General features: G+C 59.7%; 33 protein-coding genes. All 33 read right to left on the bottom strand.

Annotated elements, in window-relative coordinates:
- Nucleotides 1-37: 37 nt before the first annotated feature.
- The 33 genes from smc to fusA all read right to left on the bottom strand — a co-directional run bounded on the left by smc (nucleotide 38) and on the right by fusA (nucleotide 22,148).
- Nucleotides 38-3,571, bottom strand: coding sequence for a chromosome segregation protein SMC (gene smc, locus KOM00_RS16720; RefSeq protein ID WP_216500052.1), 3,534 nt, complete (start codon nucleotides 3,569-3,571; stop codon nucleotides 38-40).
- A gap of 194 nt (nucleotides 3,572-3,765) precedes the next feature.
- The gene (rplQ, locus tag KOM00_RS16715) at nucleotides 3,766-4,299 is read right to left on the bottom strand and encodes a 50S ribosomal protein L17 (RefSeq protein ID WP_183351007.1); all 534 of its coding nucleotides are present in this window, start codon (nucleotides 4,297-4,299) and stop codon (nucleotides 3,766-3,768) included.
- 42 nt (nucleotides 4,300-4,341) lie between these two features.
- The gene (locus KOM00_RS16710; RefSeq protein WP_199396291.1) at nucleotides 4,342-5,361 is read right to left on the bottom strand and encodes a DNA-directed RNA polymerase subunit alpha; all 1,020 of its coding nucleotides are present in this window, start codon (nucleotides 5,359-5,361) and stop codon (nucleotides 4,342-4,344) included.
- Between the two features lie 33 nt (nucleotides 5,362-5,394).
- Nucleotides 5,395-6,021 carry a 30S ribosomal protein S4 gene (gene rpsD, locus KOM00_RS16705; protein WP_216500051.1) on the bottom strand — a complete coding sequence of 209 codons (627 nt, stop codon included), beginning with the start codon at nucleotides 6,019-6,021 and terminating at the stop codon, nucleotides 5,395-5,397.
- A 59-nt stretch (nucleotides 6,022-6,080) separates the two neighbouring features.
- A complete protein-coding gene (rpsK, locus tag KOM00_RS16700) occupies nucleotides 6,081-6,476 on the bottom strand; it encodes a 30S ribosomal protein S11 (RefSeq protein WP_216500050.1) in 396 nt (131 codons plus the stop codon).
- A 15-nt stretch (nucleotides 6,477-6,491) separates the two neighbouring features.
- Entirely contained in the window at nucleotides 6,492-6,860 is a 369-nt protein-coding gene (rpsM, locus tag KOM00_RS16695) for a 30S ribosomal protein S13 (protein WP_183351001.1), read from the bottom strand.
- A 15-nt stretch (nucleotides 6,861-6,875) separates the two neighbouring features.
- The gene (rpmJ, locus tag KOM00_RS16690; protein WP_012529389.1) at nucleotides 6,876-6,989 is read right to left on the bottom strand and encodes a 50S ribosomal protein L36; all 114 of its coding nucleotides are present in this window, start codon (nucleotides 6,987-6,989) and stop codon (nucleotides 6,876-6,878) included.
- A gap of 32 nt (nucleotides 6,990-7,021) precedes the next feature.
- Nucleotides 7,022-7,768 carry a type I methionyl aminopeptidase gene (map, locus tag KOM00_RS16685; protein ID WP_216500049.1) on the bottom strand — a complete coding sequence of 249 codons (747 nt, stop codon included), beginning with the start codon at nucleotides 7,766-7,768 and terminating at the stop codon, nucleotides 7,022-7,024.
- A complete protein-coding gene (locus KOM00_RS16680) occupies nucleotides 7,765-8,415 on the bottom strand; it encodes an adenylate kinase (RefSeq protein ID WP_216500048.1) in 651 nt (216 codons plus the stop codon). The genes map and KOM00_RS16680 overlap by 4 nt, the downstream gene beginning before the upstream one ends.
- 9 nt (nucleotides 8,416-8,424) lie before the next feature.
- Nucleotides 8,425-9,732: a preprotein translocase subunit SecY gene (gene secY / locus KOM00_RS16675; protein ID WP_183350996.1), complete on the bottom strand. Its 1,308-nt coding sequence runs from the start codon at nucleotides 9,730-9,732 to the stop codon at nucleotides 8,425-8,427.
- Nucleotides 9,733-9,734: 2 nt separating this feature from the next.
- On the bottom strand, nucleotides 9,735-10,175 hold the full coding sequence (gene rplO, locus KOM00_RS16670; protein ID WP_216500047.1) for a 50S ribosomal protein L15: 441 nt from the start codon (nucleotides 10,173-10,175) through the stop codon (nucleotides 9,735-9,737).
- A 21-nt stretch (nucleotides 10,176-10,196) separates the two neighbouring features.
- Nucleotides 10,197-10,373: a 50S ribosomal protein L30 gene (rpmD, locus tag KOM00_RS16665; RefSeq protein WP_199390454.1), complete on the bottom strand. Its 177-nt coding sequence runs from the start codon at nucleotides 10,371-10,373 to the stop codon at nucleotides 10,197-10,199.
- A gap of 17 nt (nucleotides 10,374-10,390) precedes the next feature.
- Nucleotides 10,391-10,879, bottom strand: coding sequence for a 30S ribosomal protein S5 (gene rpsE, locus KOM00_RS16660; RefSeq protein WP_216500046.1), 489 nt, complete (start codon nucleotides 10,877-10,879; stop codon nucleotides 10,391-10,393).
- 21 nt (nucleotides 10,880-10,900) lie between these two features.
- Entirely contained in the window at nucleotides 10,901-11,269 is a 369-nt protein-coding gene (rplR, locus tag KOM00_RS16655; RefSeq protein ID WP_216500045.1) for a 50S ribosomal protein L18, read from the bottom strand.
- 21 nt (nucleotides 11,270-11,290) lie between these two features.
- The gene (gene rplF / locus KOM00_RS16650; RefSeq protein WP_216500044.1) at nucleotides 11,291-11,833 is read right to left on the bottom strand and encodes a 50S ribosomal protein L6; all 543 of its coding nucleotides are present in this window, start codon (nucleotides 11,831-11,833) and stop codon (nucleotides 11,291-11,293) included.
- A gap of 25 nt (nucleotides 11,834-11,858) precedes the next feature.
- Nucleotides 11,859-12,257: a 30S ribosomal protein S8 gene (gene rpsH / locus KOM00_RS16645; protein WP_183350984.1), complete on the bottom strand. Its 399-nt coding sequence runs from the start codon at nucleotides 12,255-12,257 to the stop codon at nucleotides 11,859-11,861.
- Nucleotides 12,258-12,292: 35 nt separating this feature from the next.
- Complete coding sequence (locus tag KOM00_RS16640; protein WP_216500043.1) at nucleotides 12,293-12,475, bottom strand: type Z 30S ribosomal protein S14; 183 nt, start codon at nucleotides 12,473-12,475, stop codon at nucleotides 12,293-12,295.
- 21 nt (nucleotides 12,476-12,496) lie between these two features.
- Entirely contained in the window at nucleotides 12,497-13,036 is a 540-nt protein-coding gene (gene rplE / locus KOM00_RS16635) for a 50S ribosomal protein L5 (RefSeq protein WP_216500042.1), read from the bottom strand.
- Nucleotides 13,037-13,050: 14 nt separating this feature from the next.
- The gene (gene rplX / locus KOM00_RS16630) at nucleotides 13,051-13,377 is read right to left on the bottom strand and encodes a 50S ribosomal protein L24 (protein WP_199396278.1); all 327 of its coding nucleotides are present in this window, start codon (nucleotides 13,375-13,377) and stop codon (nucleotides 13,051-13,053) included.
- Between the two features lie 22 nt (nucleotides 13,378-13,399).
- Nucleotides 13,400-13,768, bottom strand: coding sequence for a 50S ribosomal protein L14 (rplN, locus tag KOM00_RS16625; protein WP_012529376.1), 369 nt, complete (start codon nucleotides 13,766-13,768; stop codon nucleotides 13,400-13,402).
- 21 nt (nucleotides 13,769-13,789) lie between these two features.
- Nucleotides 13,790-14,047 carry a 30S ribosomal protein S17 gene (rpsQ, locus tag KOM00_RS16620; RefSeq protein WP_183350975.1) on the bottom strand — a complete coding sequence of 86 codons (258 nt, stop codon included), beginning with the start codon at nucleotides 14,045-14,047 and terminating at the stop codon, nucleotides 13,790-13,792.
- Between the two features lie 9 nt (nucleotides 14,048-14,056).
- Nucleotides 14,057-14,245, bottom strand: a complete 189-nt coding sequence (gene rpmC / locus KOM00_RS16615) for a 50S ribosomal protein L29 (protein WP_183350973.1) — start codon at nucleotides 14,243-14,245, stop codon at nucleotides 14,057-14,059.
- Entirely contained in the window at nucleotides 14,235-14,657 is a 423-nt protein-coding gene (gene rplP, locus KOM00_RS16610; protein WP_216500041.1) for a 50S ribosomal protein L16, read from the bottom strand. The genes rpmC and rplP overlap by 11 nt, the downstream gene beginning before the upstream one ends.
- An 18-nt stretch (nucleotides 14,658-14,675) precedes the next feature.
- On the bottom strand, nucleotides 14,676-15,311 hold the full coding sequence (gene rpsC, locus KOM00_RS16605; protein WP_012529372.1) for a 30S ribosomal protein S3: 636 nt from the start codon (nucleotides 15,309-15,311) through the stop codon (nucleotides 14,676-14,678).
- Between the two features lie 21 nt (nucleotides 15,312-15,332).
- The gene (rplV, locus tag KOM00_RS16600) at nucleotides 15,333-15,668 is read right to left on the bottom strand and encodes a 50S ribosomal protein L22 (RefSeq protein ID WP_012529371.1); all 336 of its coding nucleotides are present in this window, start codon (nucleotides 15,666-15,668) and stop codon (nucleotides 15,333-15,335) included.
- Nucleotides 15,669-15,688: 20 nt separating this feature from the next.
- Nucleotides 15,689-15,970, bottom strand: coding sequence for a 30S ribosomal protein S19 (rpsS, locus tag KOM00_RS16595; RefSeq protein WP_216500040.1), 282 nt, complete (start codon nucleotides 15,968-15,970; stop codon nucleotides 15,689-15,691).
- Between the two features lie 26 nt (nucleotides 15,971-15,996).
- Nucleotides 15,997-16,821, bottom strand: coding sequence for a 50S ribosomal protein L2 (rplB, locus tag KOM00_RS16590; protein ID WP_216500039.1), 825 nt, complete (start codon nucleotides 16,819-16,821; stop codon nucleotides 15,997-15,999).
- 23 nt (nucleotides 16,822-16,844) lie between these two features.
- Nucleotides 16,845-17,129 carry a 50S ribosomal protein L23 gene (locus KOM00_RS16585; RefSeq protein WP_216500038.1) on the bottom strand — a complete coding sequence of 95 codons (285 nt, stop codon included), beginning with the start codon at nucleotides 17,127-17,129 and terminating at the stop codon, nucleotides 16,845-16,847.
- A complete protein-coding gene (rplD, locus tag KOM00_RS16580) occupies nucleotides 17,126-17,749 on the bottom strand; it encodes a 50S ribosomal protein L4 (protein ID WP_216500037.1) in 624 nt (207 codons plus the stop codon). The genes KOM00_RS16585 and rplD overlap by 4 nt, the downstream gene beginning before the upstream one ends.
- Before the next feature lie 18 nt (nucleotides 17,750-17,767).
- A complete protein-coding gene (rplC, locus tag KOM00_RS16575) occupies nucleotides 17,768-18,403 on the bottom strand; it encodes a 50S ribosomal protein L3 (RefSeq protein ID WP_216500036.1) in 636 nt (211 codons plus the stop codon).
- Nucleotides 18,404-18,424: 21 nt separating this feature from the next.
- Nucleotides 18,425-18,733 carry a 30S ribosomal protein S10 gene (gene rpsJ / locus KOM00_RS16570; RefSeq protein ID WP_012529365.1) on the bottom strand — a complete coding sequence of 103 codons (309 nt, stop codon included), beginning with the start codon at nucleotides 18,731-18,733 and terminating at the stop codon, nucleotides 18,425-18,427.
- A gap of 111 nt (nucleotides 18,734-18,844) precedes the next feature.
- On the bottom strand, nucleotides 18,845-20,035 hold the full coding sequence (gene tuf, locus KOM00_RS16565; protein ID WP_216500028.1) for an elongation factor Tu: 1,191 nt from the start codon (nucleotides 20,033-20,035) through the stop codon (nucleotides 18,845-18,847).
- 34 nt (nucleotides 20,036-20,069) lie between these two features.
- Nucleotides 20,070-22,148 carry an elongation factor G gene (fusA, locus tag KOM00_RS16560; protein ID WP_216500035.1) on the bottom strand — a complete coding sequence of 693 codons (2,079 nt, stop codon included), beginning with the start codon at nucleotides 22,146-22,148 and terminating at the stop codon, nucleotides 20,070-20,072.
- Nucleotides 22,149-22,193 lie beyond the last annotated feature (45 nt).

Here is a 22,193-nt window from a genome sequence, read left to right as displayed (position 1 = left end):
CAACGCCCCCCCTTCCGGCGGGCGAGGGGAGCATTTCCTAGCGGTTCAGGCGCACTGAAACCAGCTTGGAAACACCGGGCTCTTCCATGGTGACGCCGTACAGGGTATCGGCGACGGCCATGGTGGCCCGGTTGTGGGTGATGATGATGAACTGGGAGTTCGCACTCATCTCACGCACCATGTCGTTGAATCTGCCGATGTTGGCGTCATCAAGCGGTGCGTCGACCTCGTCCAGCAGGCAAAACGGAGACGGCTTGATCAGGAAGATGGAGAAGATCAGGGCCACTGCGGTGAGCGCCTTCTCCCCGCCCGAAAGCAACGACACGTTCTGCAACTTCTTGCCCGGAGGCTGCACCACGATCTCGAGGCCGGTGTTAAGCAGGTCCTCCTCGTCGGTCAGGCGCAGTTCGGCATGCCCCCCGCAGAAAAGCCGCGGGAAGATCTGCTGAAACTTCTCGTTCACCATCTGGAAGGTCTCCAGGAAGCGCTTCCTGGTGGTTCGGTTGATACGCTGGATCGCCTTCTGCAGGGCGTTCATGGACTCCTCGAGGTCGTCTTTCTGGCTTGAGAGGAAAGAGAAGCGCTCCTCCATCTCCTTGAACTCCTCGATGGCCATGAGATTGACTTCGCCCATTTCATTTATCGTCTTTTGCAGCTCTGCCTGACGCTTTGAGCTATCGGCCTCGTCCCACTCGACCTTGGAGTAGTTGAGCAGGGCGTCGGCGATCTCCATGCGGTGCTTTTCCTTGAGGGTTTCCTCCAGGTGGGCGAGCCGCATGCTCACCTCGGTGAGACGCAGGCTCTTGGCATTCAACTGCTCCCTGACGGTAACGGCGTCGGAGCGCATCCCTTTCAGGAGTGCCTCTTCCTCCTGGACCTTGGCGGCTTCCGCCTCGTACCTGTCCTTCACCTGCAAAAGGGCCTGCTCGCTGGCCAGTTGCTGCTTGACCACTCCGCGCAGCGCCTCCTCCCCTTCCGCTATGGCGGTGAGTAGACGGGTGCGTTCATCGCCGGAGCCTTCGAGCTCCCTGGTGCGGGACGCGATGCGGTTGGCAAGGTCGGCACAGAGGCCTTCGACGCGGCGCAGCGCCCGCTCGGTCGATTCACCTTTCTCCCGGAGCGCTGCCACGCGGACCTTCATCGAGGTCACCAGCTCGCGCGCCTCTTCCATCTCGAATCGCGACCCCTCAAGGCGCCCCTGCAGCGCCTCGACGGTCTTTTCGAGTGCCGCCTTGCGCTCCTCGGCCTGCGCCCTTCTGGCATCGGCCTGGGCCATTTCCCCGGAGACCAGTGACTGTTCCTCGGCCAACTGCTCTTCCTCCGCCTCGCGCACCGCACCGTTTTCCTCGATGCGGCGACACTCGGACAGCGCGGTCTGCAGGTCCTTGTCAGCGTTCACGATCCGGATATCGAGGCGATGCAGGGTCTGGCGCAGCTCGACGCGGTGCGCCTCTGCCTCGTTGATCTCCCCTCTCCTCTTTTCGCGCGCCGCAGCCAGCTCCTGCACATCGGCCTCGAGGCGCTCAACTTCTGCAACCAGGGCCTTGATCTCCCTCTTCTTGTGGATGATCCCCTGCTGCGCCGCCTCGGGAGAGCCGCCATTTACGATGCCGCCGCCGTGGGCCAGGTCGCCTTCGAGGGTGACGAAGGTCGAAGCCGGGAAGGACGCGGCAAGCTCGAGGGCGTGTTTAATGTCGCGGGCGAGGTAGGCACCGGCAAGAAGCGGCTCCACCAGATGGGCGTGCCGCTCGGGCACGGTGACCCGCTCCCATAGCGGTGCCGCGCCCAGCGGCGTATCCTTGGCCGGCTGACGCCAGGGTGGCGCCGTCACGAAGCTGCAGCGACCGCCGGAGCTTCCCTTGAGGTGCGCAACGGCGTCCAGCGCGGTGGTGGAGGATTCGCAAAGGAGGTACTGCAAGCGATCACCGAGAACAGCCTCCAAGGCCACCTCGAATTCCTCCTCCACCTCCAGTGCGTCCGCAATCATAGTGAGGGAGGCGTTCTTGAAGGGCTCGGCGAGGAGCAGGTTGCGCACCCCCTGGCCGTACCCGGCGAACTGGGCCTCCAATTCCTGGAGTGACTTCAGGCGCGACGCGGCGGCGGACAGTTCATCACGCCGCTGCTGCAGCTTTTTTTCTCCGGCCTCCTGTGCCTGCTTCAGCTCTGCTTCACGGCTACCGGCCATGGTGAGTTCTTCGTCGGTGAGCGCCTTTTCCCGGCCAAGCTGCTCGCGCTCCTGCTTCAGGGCGTCGACCTTGCCGTTGGCTTCAAAGAGCCGCTCGCCGAGCAGGACCCGTTCCCGCTGGCTCGCCTGCAGGCGTTCGGCCAGCCCTGCCAGGCGCTTTTGGGCGGCGGCGTGCTGGTTTGCGGCCTGCGCCCCTTCGGAGAGGGCGGCGAACATGGCGCGTCGGGTTTCATCAAGCTCCCGGGTGACGCCCGCCTCCCCGGCGGCCATCTCCTCGAGGAGAGACTCCCGGTATTCAAGAGACTCGCTCTCCCGGGCCAGCTCTTCCTGCAGGGAGACTCGCTGTGCCTGCAGGGTGCCGATTTCCTTCTCGGATGCGGCAAGCTGGTCGCGCAGCCCCTGGAGCTCCTCTTCGAAACGGGCTCCGTGGCGCTCCAGGTTGACCAGTTCCTTGCGCTGGAATTCGAGCCGGTTTTCTCCCCCCTGCAGCGTGCTCTTCCAGCGGAAGATCTCTTCCTGGGCGGCAGTCAGCTGCCGCTCGGTTTCAAGGAGAGTGAGCCGCTTCTCCTCGACGGAGAGCTCAGCGTCGTTGAGCCTGGCGGTAACATCCACGAGCTTCGACTCGAGCTCAGCTATCTCCCGCTCAAGTGCGTTGCGCTCCTTCTCGACGCCGGCGTACCCCTTGGCCGCGAAGAGGAGTTCGATCTCCTTGAGTTCCTGCCTCACCTCGCGGAAGCGCTCCGCCTTCTTGGCCTGGCGCTGCAGGCCGTTCATCTGGCGCTTGATTTCGGAGATGATGTCGCCGATGCGCAACAGGTTCTGGCGGGTCGCCTCCATCTTCTTCATGGCTACGACCTTGCGCGCCTTGAACTTGGTGACCCCGGCGGCCTCCTCGATCAGGAAACGGCGCTCCTCGGGCTTGGCGTGAAGGATCATCCCGATCTTCCCCTGCTCGATGATGGAGTACGCCTTGGCCCCGATGCCGGTGTCCATGAACAACTCGGCGATGTCGAGCAGGCGGCAGGGGGTCTTGTTCAAGAGGTAGTCACTCTCGCCGTCGCGGTAGAGTCGGCGGGTGACCTGGATCTCGGAGAAGTTCAGGTACTTGGCGGGAACGCGGCCGTCCTCGGTGGAGAAGAAGAGGGAAACTTCGGCCATGCCGAGAGGTTTGCGGAACTCTGTGCCGTTGAAGATGATGTCTTCCATCGACTTGCCGCGCAGGTTCTTGGCGGATTGCTCCCCCATGACCCAGCGGATCGCGTCGACCACGTTGGACTTGCCGCAGCCGTTGGGACCTACCACGCCGGTGATGGGCTGGTTGAAGTCCAGAACGGCCTTATCTTGAAAGGATTTGAATCCGTGGATTTCGAGTCTTTTGATTTTCATGAGCAGCGCATCTTATCAGAGAGGGGGTTTTAATGTAAAGGGGAAAGGCGGGAGGGGCTGGGGACTTGCGGGGACGGAGCTGCGGGGCCCAGGGGCGGGGTGACGGCATAGGGCCGTGTACCAGTGATGGGCGGCAACGAAAAAAGGGACACGGTTTCCCGTGTCCCTTCTTCACTCTTTGCAACCGCTGGCGATTACGCCTCGGTTTTTTCCTCGGTGGCCTCAGCTGCCGGAGCTTCTGCTACCGGTGCCTCTTCCACAACCGCGGCCTCTTCAGCAGCCGGTGCTGCCTCGACTGCCGGAGCAGCCTTCGGAGCCTTGGCGGCCTTAGGAGCCTTGGCGGCCGGCTTGGCGGCCTTCTTCGGAGTCATTTCAGCCTCGACCAGCTCGATCACGGACACCGGAGCGGTGTCGCCCGGGCGGATGCCGAGCTTGATGATCCTGGTGTAGCCGCCGGGACGCTCTGCGTAACGCGGTGCGATCTCGGTGAAAAGCTTGGTCACGACTTTCTTGTCGCGGATGTAGGCCGCTGCCTGCCTGGTGGCGTGAAGGTCGCCCTTCTTGCCCAGGGTGATCATCTTCTCGGCGATGGAGCGAAGCTCCTTTGCCTTGGCATCGGTCGTGGTGATCTTTTCGTGCTGGAGAAAGGATGTCACCATGTTCCTGAACATAGCGATCCTGTGGCTTGTGGTCCTACCTAATCTTCTACCCGCGCTGTTGTGACGCATATCTTTTCACTTCCTTTCGATCTATAAATGAAGTCGTATGGACTATTCTTCTTTCTGCTCGCCGCGCAGGCGCCTCATGATCTCGGGATCCGGGAAGTTCTCCAGTTTCATGCCGAGGGTGAGGCCCATGTCGACCAGGATGTCCTTGATTTCGTTCAGCGATTTCCTGCCGAAGTTCTGGGTCTTCAGCATCTCTGCCTCGGTCCTGGAGACCAGTTCGCCGATCAGCTTGATGCCGGCGTTCTTCAGGCAGTTGGCGGAGCGAACCGAGAGCTCGAGCTCGTCGACCGAGCGGTAGAGGTTCTCGTTGAAGCGCTCGCGCTCTTCTTCCGGCTCCGCCTCCTCCTGGGGCTCCACGTCTTCGTCGAAGTTGATGAAGATGGAGAGCTGGTCCTTGAGGATCTTGGAAGCGTAGGCGACCGCGTCCTGCGGTTTCACGCTGCCATCGGTCCAGACTTCGATAGTAAGCTTGTCGTAGTCGGTGATCTGGCCTACGCGAGCGTTGGTGACGGTAAAGTTCACCTTGTGAACCGGGGAGAAGATCGCGTCGATCGGGATGGTCCCGACCGGTGCCTTCTCGTCACGGTTGCGGTCAGCCGGGACGTACCCCTTGCCGACTTTCACCATGAGGTCCATCTCCAGATTGGCGTCCTTGGAGCAGGTTGCGATGTGATGTTCCGGGTTCAGGATCTCGACGTTGTTGTCGGTGATGATATCCTTCGCCTTGACCACCCCTTCACCCTTCTGCACGATCCGGATCATCCGGGACTCGTTGCCGTGCACCTTGAGGCGCACCCCTTTCAGGTTGAGGATGATATCCGTCATATCCTCGGTAACGCCCGGGACAGCGGAGAATTCGTGCAGCACGCCCTTGGCCTTGACGGAGACGATGGCCGCCCCCTGCAGGCTGGAGATGAGGACCCTACGCAGCCCCGTTCCCAGGGTGGTACCGAACCCCCTTTCGAAAGGCTCGGCGTAGAACTTGCCGTATGTATTAGTCAGCGATTCTGTCTCAACCTGAAGCTTCTTCGGCCTGATCAGATCGCGCCAATTTCTATACATTTAGATCCCCCTGTATCGGTTGTTGGTCAGCCTTTACTTGGAGTAGAGCTCGACGATCAACTGCTCCTGAATCGGCATGGTGATGTCTTCGCGCACCGGGCTGGTCTTCACGGTGCCTTTGAAGGCATCCTTGTCCAGTTCGAGCCACTGCGGGATACCGCGGCGAACCACGGCCTCGAGGGACTCACCGATGACGGCGATCTTGCGGCTCTTCTCACGCAGCTGGATCACATCGCCCGCCTTCACCTGGATGGAGGGGATGTTCGCCTTACGCCCGTTGAGGGTGAAGTGGCTGTGACGCACCAGCTGACGTGCCTCGTCGCGCGAGGCGGCGAAACCGAGACGGTAGACGACGTTGTCGAGCCTTCTCTCCAGGAGGAAGAGGAGGTTTTCGCCGGTCACACCTTTCATCCGGTCTGCGGTTTCGAAGTACCCGCGGAACTGGTTCTCGAGGATGCCGTAGATACGACGTACCTTCTGTTTTTCGCGCAGCTGAACACCGTAATCAGAAACTTTTATGCGACCCTGCCCGTGCTGTCCCGGCGGATAGCTCCTTCTCTTGATGGCGCATTTGTCGGTGTAGCAACGCTCGCCTTTAAGAAAAAGTTCCGATCCTTCGCGCCTGCACAGCCTGCATGAGGGCCCTGTATACCTAGCCAATGAAGACCTCCTATGATCCTAACTGATAGTTCCGTAACGCCAGGTCCGTCGATACGGTCCTAGACTCTTCTTCTCTTCGGGGGACGGCAGCCGTTGTGCGGAATCGGCGTTACGTCGCGGATGAAGCTGACGGCGAAGCCGGCAGCCTGCAGTGCGCGCAGCGCGGACTCGCGGCCGGAGCCGGGGCCCTTCACGTACACTTCGATGGTGCGCATGCCATGCTCCTGGGCCTTCTTGGCGGCATCCTCGGCAGCCATCTGGGCTGCGAACGGGGTGCTCTTCCTGGAGCCTTTGAAGCCCTTGGCACCGGAGGTGCACCAGGCTATCACGTTACCGACCGGGTCGGTGATGGTGATCATGGTATTGTTGAACGTAGCCTGGATGTGCGCCACGCCAGTGGGAATATTCTTTTTCTCTTTTTTCTTCTTAACGACCTTCTTAGCCGGGCTCGCCATTATCCCTCCAGAATCTTATTTCTTCTTGCCAGCGACCGTACGAGCCGGCCCTTTCCTGGTGCGTGCATTGGTCTTGGTACGCTGCCCGCGGCAGGGAAGACCTTTCCTGTGACGAAGACCACGATAGCAGCCGAGATCCATGAGGCGCTTGATGCTCATGGAGATGTCGCGGCGCAGGTCACCTTCGACCTTCACGTTCTTATCGATATACTCCCTGATCTTCGAGACTTCCGCCTCGGTCAGGTTGTCGCAACGGGTGTTCATGTCAACACCGGTTGCCGTGAGAATTTCCTGGGACAGAGACCTGCCGATGCCGTAGATGTAGGTCAGTGCGATCTCTATTCTCTTATTCCTGGGTAAATCTACCCCTGCGATACGTGCCAATGCCAGCTCCTCCTATTAGCCCTGTCTCTGTGAATGCTTGGGGGTCTCGCAGATGACGCGGACTATGCCCTTGCGCTTGACAATCTTGCACTTTACACAGATCTTCTTAACCGATGCCCGAACCTTCATAGTTCACTTCCTTTTGAAGACGTTTTGCCAATCTAGATTTTCGTAAGTATCAGCGGACCGTTGTCCGTTATTGCCACCGTGTGCTCGAAGTGCGCCGAGAGCCCGCCGTCGGCCGTCACCGCGGTCCAGCCGTCCTCCAGCACCTTCACGTCGTACCCCTTCTCGTTGATCATCGGCTCGATGGCAAGCACCATGCCGCTCTTGAGCTTCGGTCCCTTACCGGGAACGCCGAAGTTGGGGATCTGCGGGCCTTCGTGCAGCTCCTTGCCGATGCCATGTCCCACGAAGTCTCGCACCACCGAGAAGCCGCGCGCCTCGACGTGTGACTGGACCGCATGAGCGATATCCGACAACCGATGGGCGGTGTCGGCGACCTCTATGGCCCGGTACAGCGACTCTTCGGTGGCCTTGATCAGCCTGGCCGCAGTCTCGGAAACCGTGCCAACCGGCACCGTGATGGCCGAATCGCCGTAGTAACCATTGAGCAGGACACCGAAGTCGAGACTCACGATGTCACCCTCGACCAGCGCGCGCTGCGTGGCGAAGCCATGCACCACCTGCTCGTTGACGGAACAACAAAGCGAAAAGGGGAAGCCGCTGTAACCCTTGAAGGCTGGCTTCGCCTTCCTCTTCAGCGTTTCCCTCTCGGCGTATGCGTCCAGCTGTGCCAGGGTAACCCCCGGTGCCACCATCTCTCTCAGACCGGCGAGAATCTCGGCCACCATCCTGCCGGCGGCAGCCATCTTCTCGATCTCGGTCCGGGATTTGAGTACTATCACCGCTCGCCCTGCAGTATGGCGACGACCTCGGACTGGATACCTTCCACACTCCCGAGACCGTTCACCGAGCGGAGCAGGCCCGCCGTCTGGTAGTAAGAGATCAGCGGGGAGGTCTGCGCCTCGTACACCGCGAGACGGTTCAGGATGGTTTCTTCCTTGTCGTCCTCGCGCTGGAACAGTTCGCCGCCGCAAACGTCGCACACTCCGGCCGCCTTGGAAGGGGCGAAGTCGACGTGGTAGCCCGCGCCGCACTTGGAGCAGGCGCGCCTGCCGGTGAGACGCTTCAGGAGCTCAGCCTTGTCAACGGAGAGAGAGACCACATGGTCAATCTTCTTGCCGATGCCGGAAAGGACCTGGGAGAGCGCGTCGGCCTGGGGCACTGTGCGCGGGAATCCGTCCAGGATGAAACCCTTCTGGCAGTCGGGCTGCGCCAGGCGCTCCTCGACGATGCCTATGACAACCTCGTCGGGCACCAAAGCACCGGAGTCCATGAACCCCTTGGCCTTGATCCCCATCGGGGTGAGCTCTTTAACGGCAGCCCGCAGTATATCGCCTGTCGATATCTGCGGGATACCAAACCTGTCTATGAGGAGTTTCGCCTGGGTCCCCTTGCCTACGCCCGGGGGTCCAAGGAGGATGAGGTTCATCGGGGCCTCCTATTTTCTACCCTGGATGCGAACGCCTTTCATGAACCCTTCGTAGCTGCGCGTAATCAGGTGCGCCTCGATCTGGGCCAGGGTGTCCATGCCGACACCGACGGCGATCAGGAGCGACGTACCGCCGAAGTAGAAGGGAAGGTTGAATTTCCCGATCAGGATCGAAGGAAGCACACAGACCGCGGAGATGTAGATCGCACCCGCGAAGGTCAGCTTGGTGAGCACCGCGTCGAGGAAGTCGGAGGTCTCCTTGCCGGGACGGATCCCGGGCACGTAACCGCCCTGCTTCTTGACATTATCGGCGACATCAACCGGGTTGAAAGTCACAGCCGTGTAGAAATAGCAAAAAAAGACGATAAAGGCAACAAATAAAATCTCGTAGAGCAACTTTCCGGGAGCCAGCTGCTTGGAGGCCGCCTGCACCCAGGGGACGTCGATGAAGTTGCCGACCGTGGCCGGGAACATGATGATCGACGAAGCGAAGATCGGCGGGATGACCCCGGCCATGTTCACCTTGAGCGGCAGGTGCGAGCTCTGCGCCCCTACCGTCTTCAGCCCCACCACCCTCTTGGCGTAGTGGATCGGGATCCTGCGCTGGCCGCGCTCCATGAAGACCACGGCAGCGATGACCAGGAACATCACGGCGATCACCAGAAGCAGCACGAACAGGGAGAGCTCGCCGGTCTTGATCAGACGGAAGCTGTTCCCGATGGCGTTCGGGATGCGGGCAACGATCCCCGCGAAGATGATCAGGGAGATGCCGTTGCCGATACCCTTCTCGGACATCTGCTCACCCAGCCACATGATGAACGCGGTACCCGCGGTAAGCGTGATCACCGTCATCAGGCGGAATGACCAGCCCGGGTTCGGGACCACCAGCTCGCCGGCCGGTCCGCGCATCGCCTCGAGGCCGATGGAGATGCCGAAGGACTGCACCACCGACAGCACCACGGTGCCGTAGCGGGTGTACTGGATGATCTTCTTCCTGCCGGCGTCACCTTCCTTGGAGAGTTTCTCGATGGCGGGAACCACCACGGTCAGGAGCTGGAAGATGATGGAGGAGGAGATGTACGGCATGATGCCGAGGGCGAAGACGGTAAGCTTCTCGAGAGCCCCGCCAGAGAACATGTCGAACATACCGAGCAGCGTACCCTGGGCAGCCTTGAAGAACTGCGCGAGGGCCTGGGCGTCGATGCCCGGAGTAGGGATGTGACACCCTACCCGGTAGACGGCCAGCATGGCCAGCGAAAAGAGAACCTTCTTTTTAAGCTCGGGGATCTTGAAAATGTTCTGGAAGGCTTCTATCAAGACTAGATCTCCTCGACGGTCCCACCTGCCGCGGTGATTTTTTCGCGAGCGGAGGCGCTGAATTTGTGAGCCTTGATGGTCAGAGCGTGGGTCACGTCGCCGGTCCCGAGCACCTTGATGCCGTCGCGGATGCCGGAGATGAGGCCGCTCTTCAGCAGCGCCTCGGCGTCCACTACGCTGCCCGCTTCGAAGATCTCGAGCTGGCACAGGTTCACCAGGGCGTACTCCTTCTTGGTGAGCGGGGTGAAGCCGCGCTTGGGAAGCCTTCTGTGCATCGGCATCTGGCCGCCCTCGAAGCCGGGCTTCACGGAGCCGCCGGAGCGTGCCTTCTGGCCCTTGTGACCCTTGGTCGCGGTCTTGCCGTGGCCGGAGCCCGTGCCCCTACCGATGCGCTTTCTATTCTTGGTCGACCCGATGGCCGGTTTGATGGTATTCAATTGCATGATTGTCACCTTTAGGGGGAATTACTCTTCGACGCGTACCAGGTGGGCGACCTTGGCGATCATCCCACGGACTTCCGGGGTATCCTTCAGGACCACGGTCTTCTCACGCTTGGTGAGCCCCATGCCGAGCAGGCGGCCCTTCATTTTCTCGCATTGACCGATGGAGCTCTTGACGAGCGTAACCTTCAGTTCAGACATATTCAGCTCCTTAAATACTATTCGGTGATGCCGCGGCGCGCCATCAGCTCTTCCGCAGTCTTCAGCTGGGCAAGCCCGGCGAATGCGGCCTTGACCACGTTGTGCGGGTTGTTGGAGCCCAGGCACTTGGCGAGGATGTTGTGCAGGCCCGCGGACTCGAATACCGCGCGGGCGGCACCGCCGGCGATGACGCCGGTACCGGCGGAGGCCGGCATCATAAGCACCTTGCCTGCGCCGAAGTGGCCGAGGATCTCGAACGGGATGGTCTGGCCGCCGACGATGGGAACCCTGATCAGGTTCTTCTTGGCCTGCTCGACGCCCTTGCGGATCGCTTCGGGGACCTCGTTGGCCTTGCCCAGGCCGTAGCCCACCACGCCGTTACCATCGCCCACCACAACGAGTGCGGAGAAGCTGAACCTGCGGCCGCCCTTGACCACCTTGGCGACGCGGCTGATATGGACGACCCTATCGGTAAGATTCATTTCACTGGCATTGATCTTAAGCAAACTAATTCCTCCTTACCTGCCCTAGAAGGACAGACCGTTTTCGCGTGCGGCTTCAGCCAGAGCTTTAATCCTACCGTGGTAGAGGAAACCGTTACGGTCGAAAACGACCGCTTTGATGTCCTTCTCCAGGGCTTTCTTGGCGATGGCGGCGCCGACTTTAGCGGCGGCCTCGATGTTGCCGGTGTACGAAAGCCCTTCGGCTACCTCGCCCACCAGGGTGGATGCGGCGGCGAGCGTCGCACCAGTGGTATCGTCGATCAGCTGAGCGTATATGTGACGAGCACTCTTGAAGACGTTCAGTCTCGGGCGTGCCGGCGAACCGGTGATTTTCTTCCTGACCCTGGTCTGTCTCTTAAGACGAGCTACCTGTTTTTGGGCTAAAGAACTCAAGGCACTTCTCCTTAGCAATTGCTATTTTTTGCCGGTTTTGCCGGCTTTTCTCAGAATGGTTTCGTCAGCGTATTTGATACCCTTGCCCTTGTAGGGCTCCGGGCCACGGAAGTCGCGGATCTTTGCGGCGATCTGACCGACCAGCTCCTTGTCGATCCCGAGCACCTTCAGCTTGGTCATCTTGTCGACCTCGACGGTGATCCCGGCCGGAAGCTCGAAGTTGATCGGGTGGGAGTAACCAAGGGCGAGGTTCAGCACGTTCCCTTTCACCTCGGCACGGTAACCGACGCCGTTGATCTCGAGCAGGGTCTCAAACCCCTTTGAGACACCGATGACCATGTTGTTGATCAGGGTCCTGGTCAGGCCGTGGGCCGAGCGGGACTTGATGGTGTCGTCCTTGCGGGTCACGGTGACAGCCTCGCTGGTCACGTCGATGGCGACGGCGTCGCCGACGAGAACGCGGGAGAGTTTCCCTTTCGGGCCCTCCACCTTGATCTCAGGCGCGCTGTATATGACTTTCACCCCCGCAGGGATCGCGATGGGAAGTTTTCCTATTCTAGACATGCAAAGCTCCTTAAAGCGAAAATGACTACCAGACCGTGCAAAGGACTTCGCCGCCGATGCCCAGCTCGCGCGCGGTCTTGTCGGTTACCAGCCCCTTGGAAGTCGAGAGGATGGCGACGCCCAGTCCGTTTTTCACCTGCTTGATCTTGTCGGAGTGGACATAGACCCGGCCGCCCGGCTTGCTGATCCTCTTGATCTCGTTGATGACCGGCTCTTTCTCATCGATGAACTTGAGGTATACCCGCAGAATCCCCTGCTTGCTGTCGGCGATGACCTTGAAGTTCTTGATGAAGCCTTCGGCGCGCAGCACCGTGGCGAGGCTCACCTTAAGGTTCGACGAAGGGATGTCAACTTTCTGGTGTTTTGCCATACCAGCGTTCCTGATTCTGGTCAGCATGTCGGCAACTGGATCTGTCATGCACATATGAAACTACTCCTCTTTCCTAAATCGGAATCTTTTTACCAACTGGACTTTATCACACCGGGGATCTGGCCGGAGTTAGCGTACTTCCTCAGGCAGATCCTGCACATATCGAATTTCCGGTAGTATGCTCTGGGGCGACCGCAGACAGCGCAGCGATTGCGCTCGCGCACTTTGTACTTGGCCCTCTGAGCTTTTATGATCATAGATGTCTTAGCCACGGAATTCCTCCAAACCCTTTATTAGTTCCTGAACGGCAGGCCCATGAGCTTGAGAAGCGCCTTGCCCTCAGCGTCGGTCTTTGCCGTGGTCACGATCGTGATGTTGAGACCCTTGATCTTGTCGACCTTGTCGTAGTCGATCTCGGGGAAGATCAGCTGCTCCTTGATGCCCAGGGAGTAGTTACCCTTGCCGTCGAAGCCCTTGCCGTTGATCCCCTTGAAGTCACGCACGCGCGGCAGCGAGACGCTGATCAGGCGGTCGAGGAACTCGTACATCTTCTCGCGACGAAGCGTGACGGAGCAGCCGATCGGCATGCCCTGGCGCAGCTTGAAGCCCGCGATGGACTTCTTCGCCTTGGTGATCACGGGCTTCTGGCCCGCGATGGCGCCCAGCTCCTCGGCGGCGGAATCCAGGATCTTCACGTTCTGGATCGCCTCGCCAAGGCCCATGTTCAGGACGATCTTCACGAGCTTGGGGACTTCCATGATGTTTTCGTAGTTATGGTCCTTCATCAGTTGCGGGACCATTTCTTTATTGTAAAGCTCAGCCAGCCGTGCCATTGAATCCTCCAAAACTATTTGTCAAAGGACTCGCCGCATTTGACACAGCAGCGCGCCTTCTTTCCGTCTTCCAGGACGGTGGTCCTGGTCCTTACAGGCTTGTTGCACTTCCCGCAGAGCAGCATCACGTTGGAGATGTGCACCGGCGCCTCCTTCTCCAGGATGCCCCCCTGCTCGGAACCGCGGGGCTTCACGTGGCGCTTCACCACGTTGATCCCCTCGACGATCACGCCGTCCTTCTTCGGATGGATGGAGAGCACCTTGCCGCTCTTGGAACGATCCTTACCCGCGGTAACAACGACGGTATCGTTTTTCTTTACATGTAATTTTTTGCCCAGCATCTCTATTCTCCAGGATCTAGTCTTAAAGTACCTCAGGGGCGAGGGATATGATCTTCATGAACTTCTTGGCGCGAAGTTCCCTGGCGACCGGCCCGAAGATACGAGTGCCGACCGGCTCCTTGGCGTTGTTGATGACCACGCCGGAGTTGGTGTCGAAACGGATGTAGGAGCCGTCCGGGCGCCCCACAGCCTTGGCGGTACGCACCACGACAGCCTTCACCACGTCGCCCTTCTTCACCTTCGAATTGGGGAGAGCTTCCTTGACGGAAGCGACGATGATGTCGCCAATCCCGGCGTAACGGCGCTTGGAGCCGCCGAGCACTTTAATGCAAAAGAGCTTCTTCGCGCCGGAGTTGTCCGCCACGTCCAATAGTGTCTGCATCTGAATCATTGTTTAACTCCCGGCGAGCCCTTAAGCCTTGGACTCGATAATCTGTCTGATCTTCCAGCGCTTGTCCTTGGAAAGCGGACGAGTTTCAACGATAAGAACACGGTCCCCGATCTTGGCGGAGTTATCGATATCGTGCGCCTTGTACTTGGCGGAGCGCTTGATGTATTTGTTGTAGACGGGGTGCTTCACCAGGCGGTCGACCTTTACCACTGCGGTCTTGTCCATCTTGTCAGAGACGACCACGCCGATCTGAGTTTTCCTGTTGCCTCTTTCGCTCATATCTATCTCTTAGCCTCTCTTTTCGCGGAGTATGGTCTTCACGCGGGCAATGTCCTTCCGGAGGTTGGCCACCTTGGCGGTGTTCTCCAGACGCCCGGTGTGAAGCTGAAACTTCACGTTGAAGAGTTCCTTGGTAAGCTCGGCGCTCTTGGTCTCAAGCTCTGCTGCCGTCGCGTTTTTAAGTTCGTTAGCCTTCATTGATTTCCGCCCTCGTGATGAACTTGGTGGCTACGGGGAGCTTGTGCGCCGCAAGCCGGAATGCCTCGCGCGCCACTTCCTCGGTGACCCCTTCCATTTCGTAAAGGACACGGCCAGGCTTGATGACGCAGACCCAGGAATCCGGGGAGCCTTTCCCCTTACCCATACGAGTCTCGGCGGGTTTCGAGGTCAACGGCTTGTCCGGGAAGATGCGGATCCAGATCTTGCCGCCCCTCTTGATATAGCGGGTCATGGCGATACGGGCAGCCTCGATCTGGCGGGAATCCAGCCAGCCGCACTCCGTAGCCTGCAGACCGAACTCGCCGAACGCGAGCGATACGCCGCGCGTCGGGGTGCCGGTCATGCGACCTTTCATTTGCTTTCTATGCTTAACTTTCTTGGGCATTAACATCGCAAAAAACTCCTGTTCCTATTTTTTAGCGGAGAGCACTTCACCCTTGAAGAGGAGCACTTTTACGCCGATGATACCGTAGGTGGTCTTCGCCTCGGCGAAGCCGTAGTCGATGTCCGCACGCAGCGTGTGCAGCGGCACCCTTCCTTCGCGGTACCATTCAGTCCTGGACATCTCTGCCCCGCCCAGGCGACCCGAGCAGGTGATCCTGATCCCTTTGGCGCCGAACTTGAGCGTCGAGGTGACGCTCTTTTTCATGGCGCGGCGGAAAGCGATACGACGCTCCAGCTGCATGGCCACGTTCTCGGCGACGAGCTGCGCATCGAGCTCGGGCTTCCTGACTTCCTGTATGTTAAGGTAGACCTCTTTGTCGGTGAGCTTGGCCAGCTCCTTCTTCAAGGTCTCGACCTCGGAGCCCTTCTTACCGATGATCAGGCCCGGACGAGCGGTGAAGATGTTGATCTTCGCCTTGCCCGCAGCGCGCTCGATCTCGATCTTGGAGACGCCGGAATGATACAGCCTTTTCTTAAGGAAATTGCGCAGCTTCAGGTCTTCGTGAAGAAGCTTTGCATAATCTTTCTCTGCGTACCATTTGGAATCCCAGGTTTTAATAACCCCGAGCCTGAAACCTATAGGATTTACTTTCTGACCCAAAACATCACCTCCGACCCGTTCTTATTTCTTTTCCGCAAGGACCACGGTAATGTGGCTCGTCGGTTTTCTGATCTTGCTAGCCCGGCCCATGGCGCGGGGGGTGAAGCGCTTAAGTACCGCGCCGCCGTCGACGAAAATCGTCTTGACGAAGAGCTTGTCCACATCGGAGCAACCCTTCTGCTCGGCGTTGGCAACGGCCGAGGAAAGGAGCTTCGAGATAAGCTTCGCCGACGGTTGCGGCGAGAAACGCAGGGTGTTCAGCGCAGTCTGAATGCCCTTGCCCCTGACGAGGTCCACGACCAGGCGTGTTTTCCTCGGGGAGAGGCGGACAGAGGATAATTTAGCGGATGATTCCATTACAAAACTCCTTTAGGACCTTACTTCTTCTTGAGCTTGCTCTTCTTGTCAGCAGCGTGGCCGTAGAAGGTTCTGGTAGGTGAGAACTCGCCCATCTTGTGGCCGACCATGTTCTCAGTGACGAACACAGGGATGAACTTCTTGCCATTGTGCACCGCGAAGGTGAGCCCGATGAATTCCGGGATGATGGTCGAACGACGCGACCAGGTCTTGATCACCTTCTTGCTGCCGGCCTGTTCTGCCTGGGCTTTCGCTTCCAGATGTGCGTCAACGAAAGGCCCCTTCTTTATAGATCTTGCCATCTTTTAAAATCCTCTATCCAGATGAGTTATTTGCTGCGCTTCTTCACGATGAAGGCCGTGGACCGCTTGTTGGTGCGCGTCTTGTAGCCCTTGGTGGGGATACCCCACGGGGTTACCGGGTGACGGCCGCCGGAGGTCCTGCCCTCGCCACCGCCGTGCGGGTGGTCGACCGGGTTCATCGCGACGCCCCTTACGTGCGGGCGAATGCCGAGCCAGCGGGAACGGCCAGCCTTGCCGATGGAGACGTTCTCGTGATCCACGTTGCCCACCTGGCCGATGGTCGCCTTGCAATCCATGAGGATCATGCGGACTTCCGAGGAGGGGAGCTTCACCTGGGCGTACTTCCCTTCCTTGGACATGAGCTGGGCGAAGGTGCCGGCGGAACGGGCCAACTGGGCCCCCTTGCCGATCTTCAGCTCGATGTTGTGGATGATGGTACCCAGCGGGATGCACCTGATGGGGAGCGTGTTGCCCGGCTTGATATCGGCCTGCTCGCTGGAGATAACGCTATCGCCCACTTTCAGGGAGAGCGGAGCCAGGATGTAGCGCTTCTCGCCGTCGGCGTAGTTCAAAAGCGCAATGCGCGCGCTGCGGCACGGATCGTACTCGATGGAAGCGACCTTGGCCGGGATGTCGGTCTTGTCACGACGGAAATCGATGATCCTGTACTTCTGCTTGTGGCCGCCGCCGACGTTCCTGGAAGTAACGCGGCCGTTCGAGTTCCTGCCACCGCTCTTCTTGAGGTTCTCGACGAGAGATTTCTCAGGTTTGCAGGCGGTGATCTCCTCGAAGGTCGAGCAGGTCTGCGCCCTTCTACCCGGAGAAGTAGGTTTGTAAGTTTTTATAGCCATTATCTAAATCCCCACAGATTTTTTTATGCTTCGAAGAAATCGACGTCGGAACCCTCTGCGAGGGTGACGTATGCCTTCTTCCAGTTGGAGCGCTTGCCGATGCCCTTCGCGGTGCGCTTGGTCTTGCCGGCCACGTTGACGGTGTTCACGGCGCCGACCTTGGCGTTGAAGAGCTTCTCGACGGCAGCCTTGATCTCGATCTTGTTGGCGGCACCGTTCACCACGAAAGCGATGACGTTCTTGTCGTCTTTCTCTACCGTGGTCTTCTCAGTGATGAGCGGTTTCTTTATGACGTCATAGATGTTCATGACTGTAATGCTCCTTCAACACGACGAACGGCGGCCTCGGTAAAGACGACGCTCTGGTATTTCATGATGTCGAAAATATTGAGACCTTCGGGACCCAGCACTTTGACGTTTTTCACATTGCGGGCGGAGAGCTCCAAAGTAAGATTCGCAGTATCTGTGATAACGAGCGTCTTGTCAAGGTTAAAAGCATTTAGTACCTCGACAAATGCCTTTGTCTTGACTGCGGGAAGCTCGAAGTTATTCAGAACCGTGATCGCCTCTTTCTTGTAGAGCATGGAGAGGGCGCTTCTCAGAGCCGCTTTCCTCGCCTTCTTGTTCATGGAGAGGTTGTAGGTCTTCGGCTGCGGACCGAAAGCCACCCCGCCGCCGGGGTACTGGGGCGCCCTGGAGCAACCCTGACGGGCCTGGCCGGTACCCTTCTGCTTGAAGGGCTTCTTGCCGGAGCCGGAAACCGCTGCGCGGTTCTTGACGGCTACGGTCCCCTGCCTGCGGTTGGCGAGCTGGATCTTGACGGCCTCGTGGATCAGGTACTCGCGCACGTCGTCGTTGAAGACGGCGTCGGAGACTTCGATCTCACCGACCTTTGCTTTTTTGATGTCAAATACGTCTAACTTTGCCATGTCTATCTCCAGCCCCCGTTATCTCTTCGCCTTGACGGAGTCCTTGATAAGGACAACGCCGTTGGCGGAACCGGGGATCGCTCCACCGAGCAGAATCAGATTGTCAGCAGCGTCCACGCGTACCACTTTGAGACGCTGCACGGTCACCTTCTCGTTACCGAGCTGGCCCGGCATCTTCTTGTTCTTGAAGACCCTGGAGGGGGTCGCGGAGCAGCCGATGGAGCCCGGGGCGCGGTGGAAACGGGAGCCGTGGCTCGACCGGCCGCCTTTGAAGCCCCAGCGCTTGATGACGCCGGCAAAACCCTTACCGATGGAGGTGCCGGTCACGTCGACCAGGTCGCCCTCGGCGAACACGCCGGCCTCAATCACGTCGCCCACGTTGTAGGCCTCGGTGTTGTCCATGCGCAGCTCGCGGTAGTGAGTGAACACGCCGGCACCGGCGCCCTTGCAGTGACCCACCTGGGCCGCGTTGGCCTTGGAGGCCTCCTTCGCACCGTAACCGACCTGGATGGCGCTGTAGCCGTCCTTCTCTACGGTCTTCTTCTGGAGGACGACGCACGGCCCAGCCTCGACGACGGTCACGGCGATGCGCCTGCCGTCCTCGGCAAATATCTGGGTCATGCCCAGTTTTTTCCCAATCAATCCCTTATTCATGGTCGACTTCCTATCCTTGTATTAAAGCTTGATCTCGACGTCCACACCTGCGGAGAGGTCGAGTTTCATCAGAGCGTCGACAGTCTGCTGGGTCGGCTCGAGGATATCAATCAGGCGCTTGTGGGTCCTGATCTCGAACTGCTCGCGCGACTTCTTGTCGACGTGCGGTCCACGCAGCACGCAGTACTTGTTGATGACGGTCGGCAGCGGGATCGGGCCGGCAACGCGTGCCCCGGTCCTCTTCGCGGTATCGACGATCTCGCCAACGGAAGTATCAAGCAGCTTGTGGTCGTATGCTTTCAAGCGGATTCTAATTTTCTGACTAGGCATCTCTTCCTCGTGATGAAACAAGTTTTTCAGTTTACAGTCCATGGCATCCGGGAGGCACACTGGCGCGGCCTCCCGGACACCCGGATCTGCAAACCGTATGTTTTTCTATTCTTACTCGATGATGGAAGCAACCACGCCTGCGCCGACGGTACGGCCGCCTTCGCGGATTGCGAAGCGCAGACCTTCGTCCATTGCGATCGGGGTGATCAGGTTGACGGTCACGGAGACGTTGTCGCCCGGCATAACCATCTCTACGCCGGCCTCGAGGTCAACCACGCCGGTAACGTCGGTGGTCCTGAAGTAGAACTGCGGACGGTAGCCGTTGAAGAACGGGGTGTGACGGCCGCCCTCTTCCTTGGACAGGATGTAGGCTTCTGCCTTGAACTTGGTGTGCGGGGTGATGGAGCCCGGCTTGGCGAGAACCTGGCCGCGCTCGATCTCTTCACGCTTCACGCCGCGCAGCAGGGCGCCGATGTTGTCGCCTGCACGACCCTCGTCGAGGAGCTTGCGGAACATCTCGACGCCGGTGACGGTGGTCTTGGTGGTGGCCTTGATGCCGACGATCTCGACCTCCTCGCCGACCTTGACGATGCCGCGCTCGACACGACCGGTGGCGACGGTGCCGCGACCGGAGATGGAGAACACGTCCTCGACCGGCATGAGGAACGGCTTGTCGATGGCGCGCTGCGGCTCCGGGATGTAGGCGTCGACGGCGTCCATCAGCTTCATGATGGCCTGCTCGCCCAGCTCGCCCTTGTCACCCTCGAGCCCCTTCAGAGCGGAACCCTTGATGATCGGGATATCGTCGCCCGGGAAGTCGTAGGAGGAGAGGAGTTCGCGAACTTCCAGCTCGACCAGTTCGAGGAGCTCCTCGTCGTCCACCATGTCGGCCTTGTTCAGGAACACGACGATGTAGGGGACGCCGACCTGACGTGCGAGCAGGATGTGCTCGCGGGTCTGCGGCATCGGGCCGTCGGCTGCGGAAACAACCAGGATCGCGCCGTCCATCTGCGCAGCACCGGTGATCATGTTCTTGACGTAGTCGGCGTGGCCCGGGCAGTCGACGTGTGCGTAGTGACGCTTGTCGGTCTCGTACTCGACGTGTGCGGTGGCGATGGTGATGCCGCGCTCACGCTCTTCCGGAGCGTTGTCGATCTGGTCGAAGGCCTTGAACTCGGCCTGGCCCTTGCCGGCGAGCACCTTGGTGATAGCTGCGGTCAGGGTGGTCTTGCCGTGGTCGACGTGGCCGATGGTGCCGATGTTTACGTGCGGCTTAGTTCTTTCAAATTTAGCTTTTGCCATTTCGGAATCCTCCTCAGTAGGGAAATTGAATTATTTAGCCTTTGGCCTTCGCTACTATCTCCTCGGCAACCGACTTCGGTACCGGCTCGTAATGATCGAAGGTCATGGAGTAGGTCGCACGACCCTGGGTTGCGGAACGCAGGTCGGTGGAATAGCCGAACATCTGGGCCAGCGGCACCATCGCGGTGACGACCTGTGCGCCTGCGCGCCCTTCCATGCCCATGATGCGGCCGCGGCGGGAGTTCAGGTCGCCGATGACGTCGCCCATGTACTCCTCGGGAACCACGACTTCCACCGACATGATCGGCTCCAGGATGATCGGGGATGCCTTGGCGCAACCCTCTTTGAAGCCCATGGAACCTGCGATTTTGAAGGCCATCTCCGAGGAGTCGACCTCGTGGTAGGAACCGTCGACCAGGGTGACCTTGATGTCGACCACCGGGAAGCCGGCCATGACGCCGTTGTCCAGCGCCTCTTTGATACCCTTGTCGACCGCCGGGATGTACTCGCGGGGAACGACGCCGCCCTTGATGGCGTCGACGAACTCGTACCCTTTCCCGGCCTCCTGCGGCTCGATCTCGAGCCAGACGTGGCCGAACTGACCGCGACCGCCGGACTGACGTACGAACTTCCCTTCCGCCTTGACCTTCTTGGTGATGGTCTCGCGGTAGGCAACCTGCGGCTTGCCGACGTTCGCTTCAACCTTGAACTCGCGGAAGAGACGGTCCACGATGATCTCGAGGTGCAACTCGCCCATGCCGGAGATGATGGTCTGGCCGGTCTCCTCGTCGGTCTTGACGCGGAAGGACGGGTCCTCGGAAGCGAGCTTGCCCAGGGAGAGACCGAGCTTTTCCTGGTCTGCCTTGGTTTTCGGCTCGATGGCGATGGAGATAACCGGCTCCGGGAACTCGATGGACTCGAGGATGACGGCGTGGTTCTCGTCGCACAGGGTGTCGCCCGTGGTGGTGTATTTCAGGCCTACCGCGGCGGCGATGTCGCCGGCGTAGACTTCCTTGATCTCTTCACGCTTGTTGGCGTGCATCTTCAGGATGCGGCCGATCCTCTCGCGCTTGCCCTTGGTGGCGTTGTACACGTAGGAACCGGACTGGATCACGCCCGAGTAGACGCGGAAGAAGCAGAGCTGCCCCACGAACGGGTCGGTCATGATCTTGAAGCCGAGGGCCGAGAACGGCTCGGAATCAGATGCGTGGCGCTCGATGGGCGCCTCGGTGTTGGCGTCGACACCCTGGATAGCGGGGATGTCGGTCGGGGCCGGCATGTAGTCGAGCACCGCGTCGAGGAGGTGCTGCACGCCCTTGTTCTTGAAGGCGGAACCGCAGATGACCGGGCAGATCTTGATGTCGAGGGTCGCCTGACGGATGGCGGCCTTCAGTTCGGCGTTGCTGATCTCCTCGCCGCCCAGGTATTTCTCCATGAGGGCGTCGTCGTGGGAGGAAACTTCCTCGATGAGCAGCTCGCGGTACTCGTTGGCCTGGTCGACCAGGTCGGCCGGGATGTCAACCACGTCGTACACGGCGCCCATGGTCTCGTCGTTGAAGACCATCCCTTTCATCTCGATCAGGTCGACGAGGCCCTTGTAGTTCTCCTCGCTCCCGATCGGGATCTGCAGGGCGACCGGGTTCGCCTTGAGGCGATCCTTGATCATGGCGATGCCGCGGAAGAAGTCCGCGCCGATGCGGTCCATCTTGTTGATGAACGCGATGCGCGGAACGCGGTACTTGTCAGCCTGACGCCATACGGTCTCGGACTGGGGCTCGACGCCACCGACCGAGCAGAAGACGGCGACGGCGCCATCGAGAACGCGCAGGGAACGCTCGACCTCGATGGTGAAGTCGACGTGACCCGGGGTGTCGATGATGTTGATACGGTGGTCCTTCCAGTTGCAGGTGGTAGCCGCGGAGGTGATGGTGATGCCGCGCTCCTGCTCCTGCTCCATCCAGTCCATGGTAGCGGCGCCGTCGTGGACCTCGCCGATCTTGTGGGAAACACCGGTGTAATAGAGAATACGCTCCGTGGTGGTGGTCTTCCCTGCATCTATGTGAGCCATGATCCCGATATTACGGGTCATTTCCAACGAAACCTGACGTGCCACTTACTGTTCCTCCGAGTTGCTTTCTAAGCCTAAATGGGTGCCGCC

The sequence above is a fragment of the Geomonas diazotrophica genome (assembly GCF_018919385.1).
GTDB lineage: Bacteria > Desulfobacterota > Desulfuromonadia > Geobacterales > Geobacteraceae > Geomonas > Geomonas diazotrophica.
The sequence above is the reverse complement of the archived record's forward strand: the minus strand, read 5'-3'. Positions and strand labels throughout refer to the sequence as shown.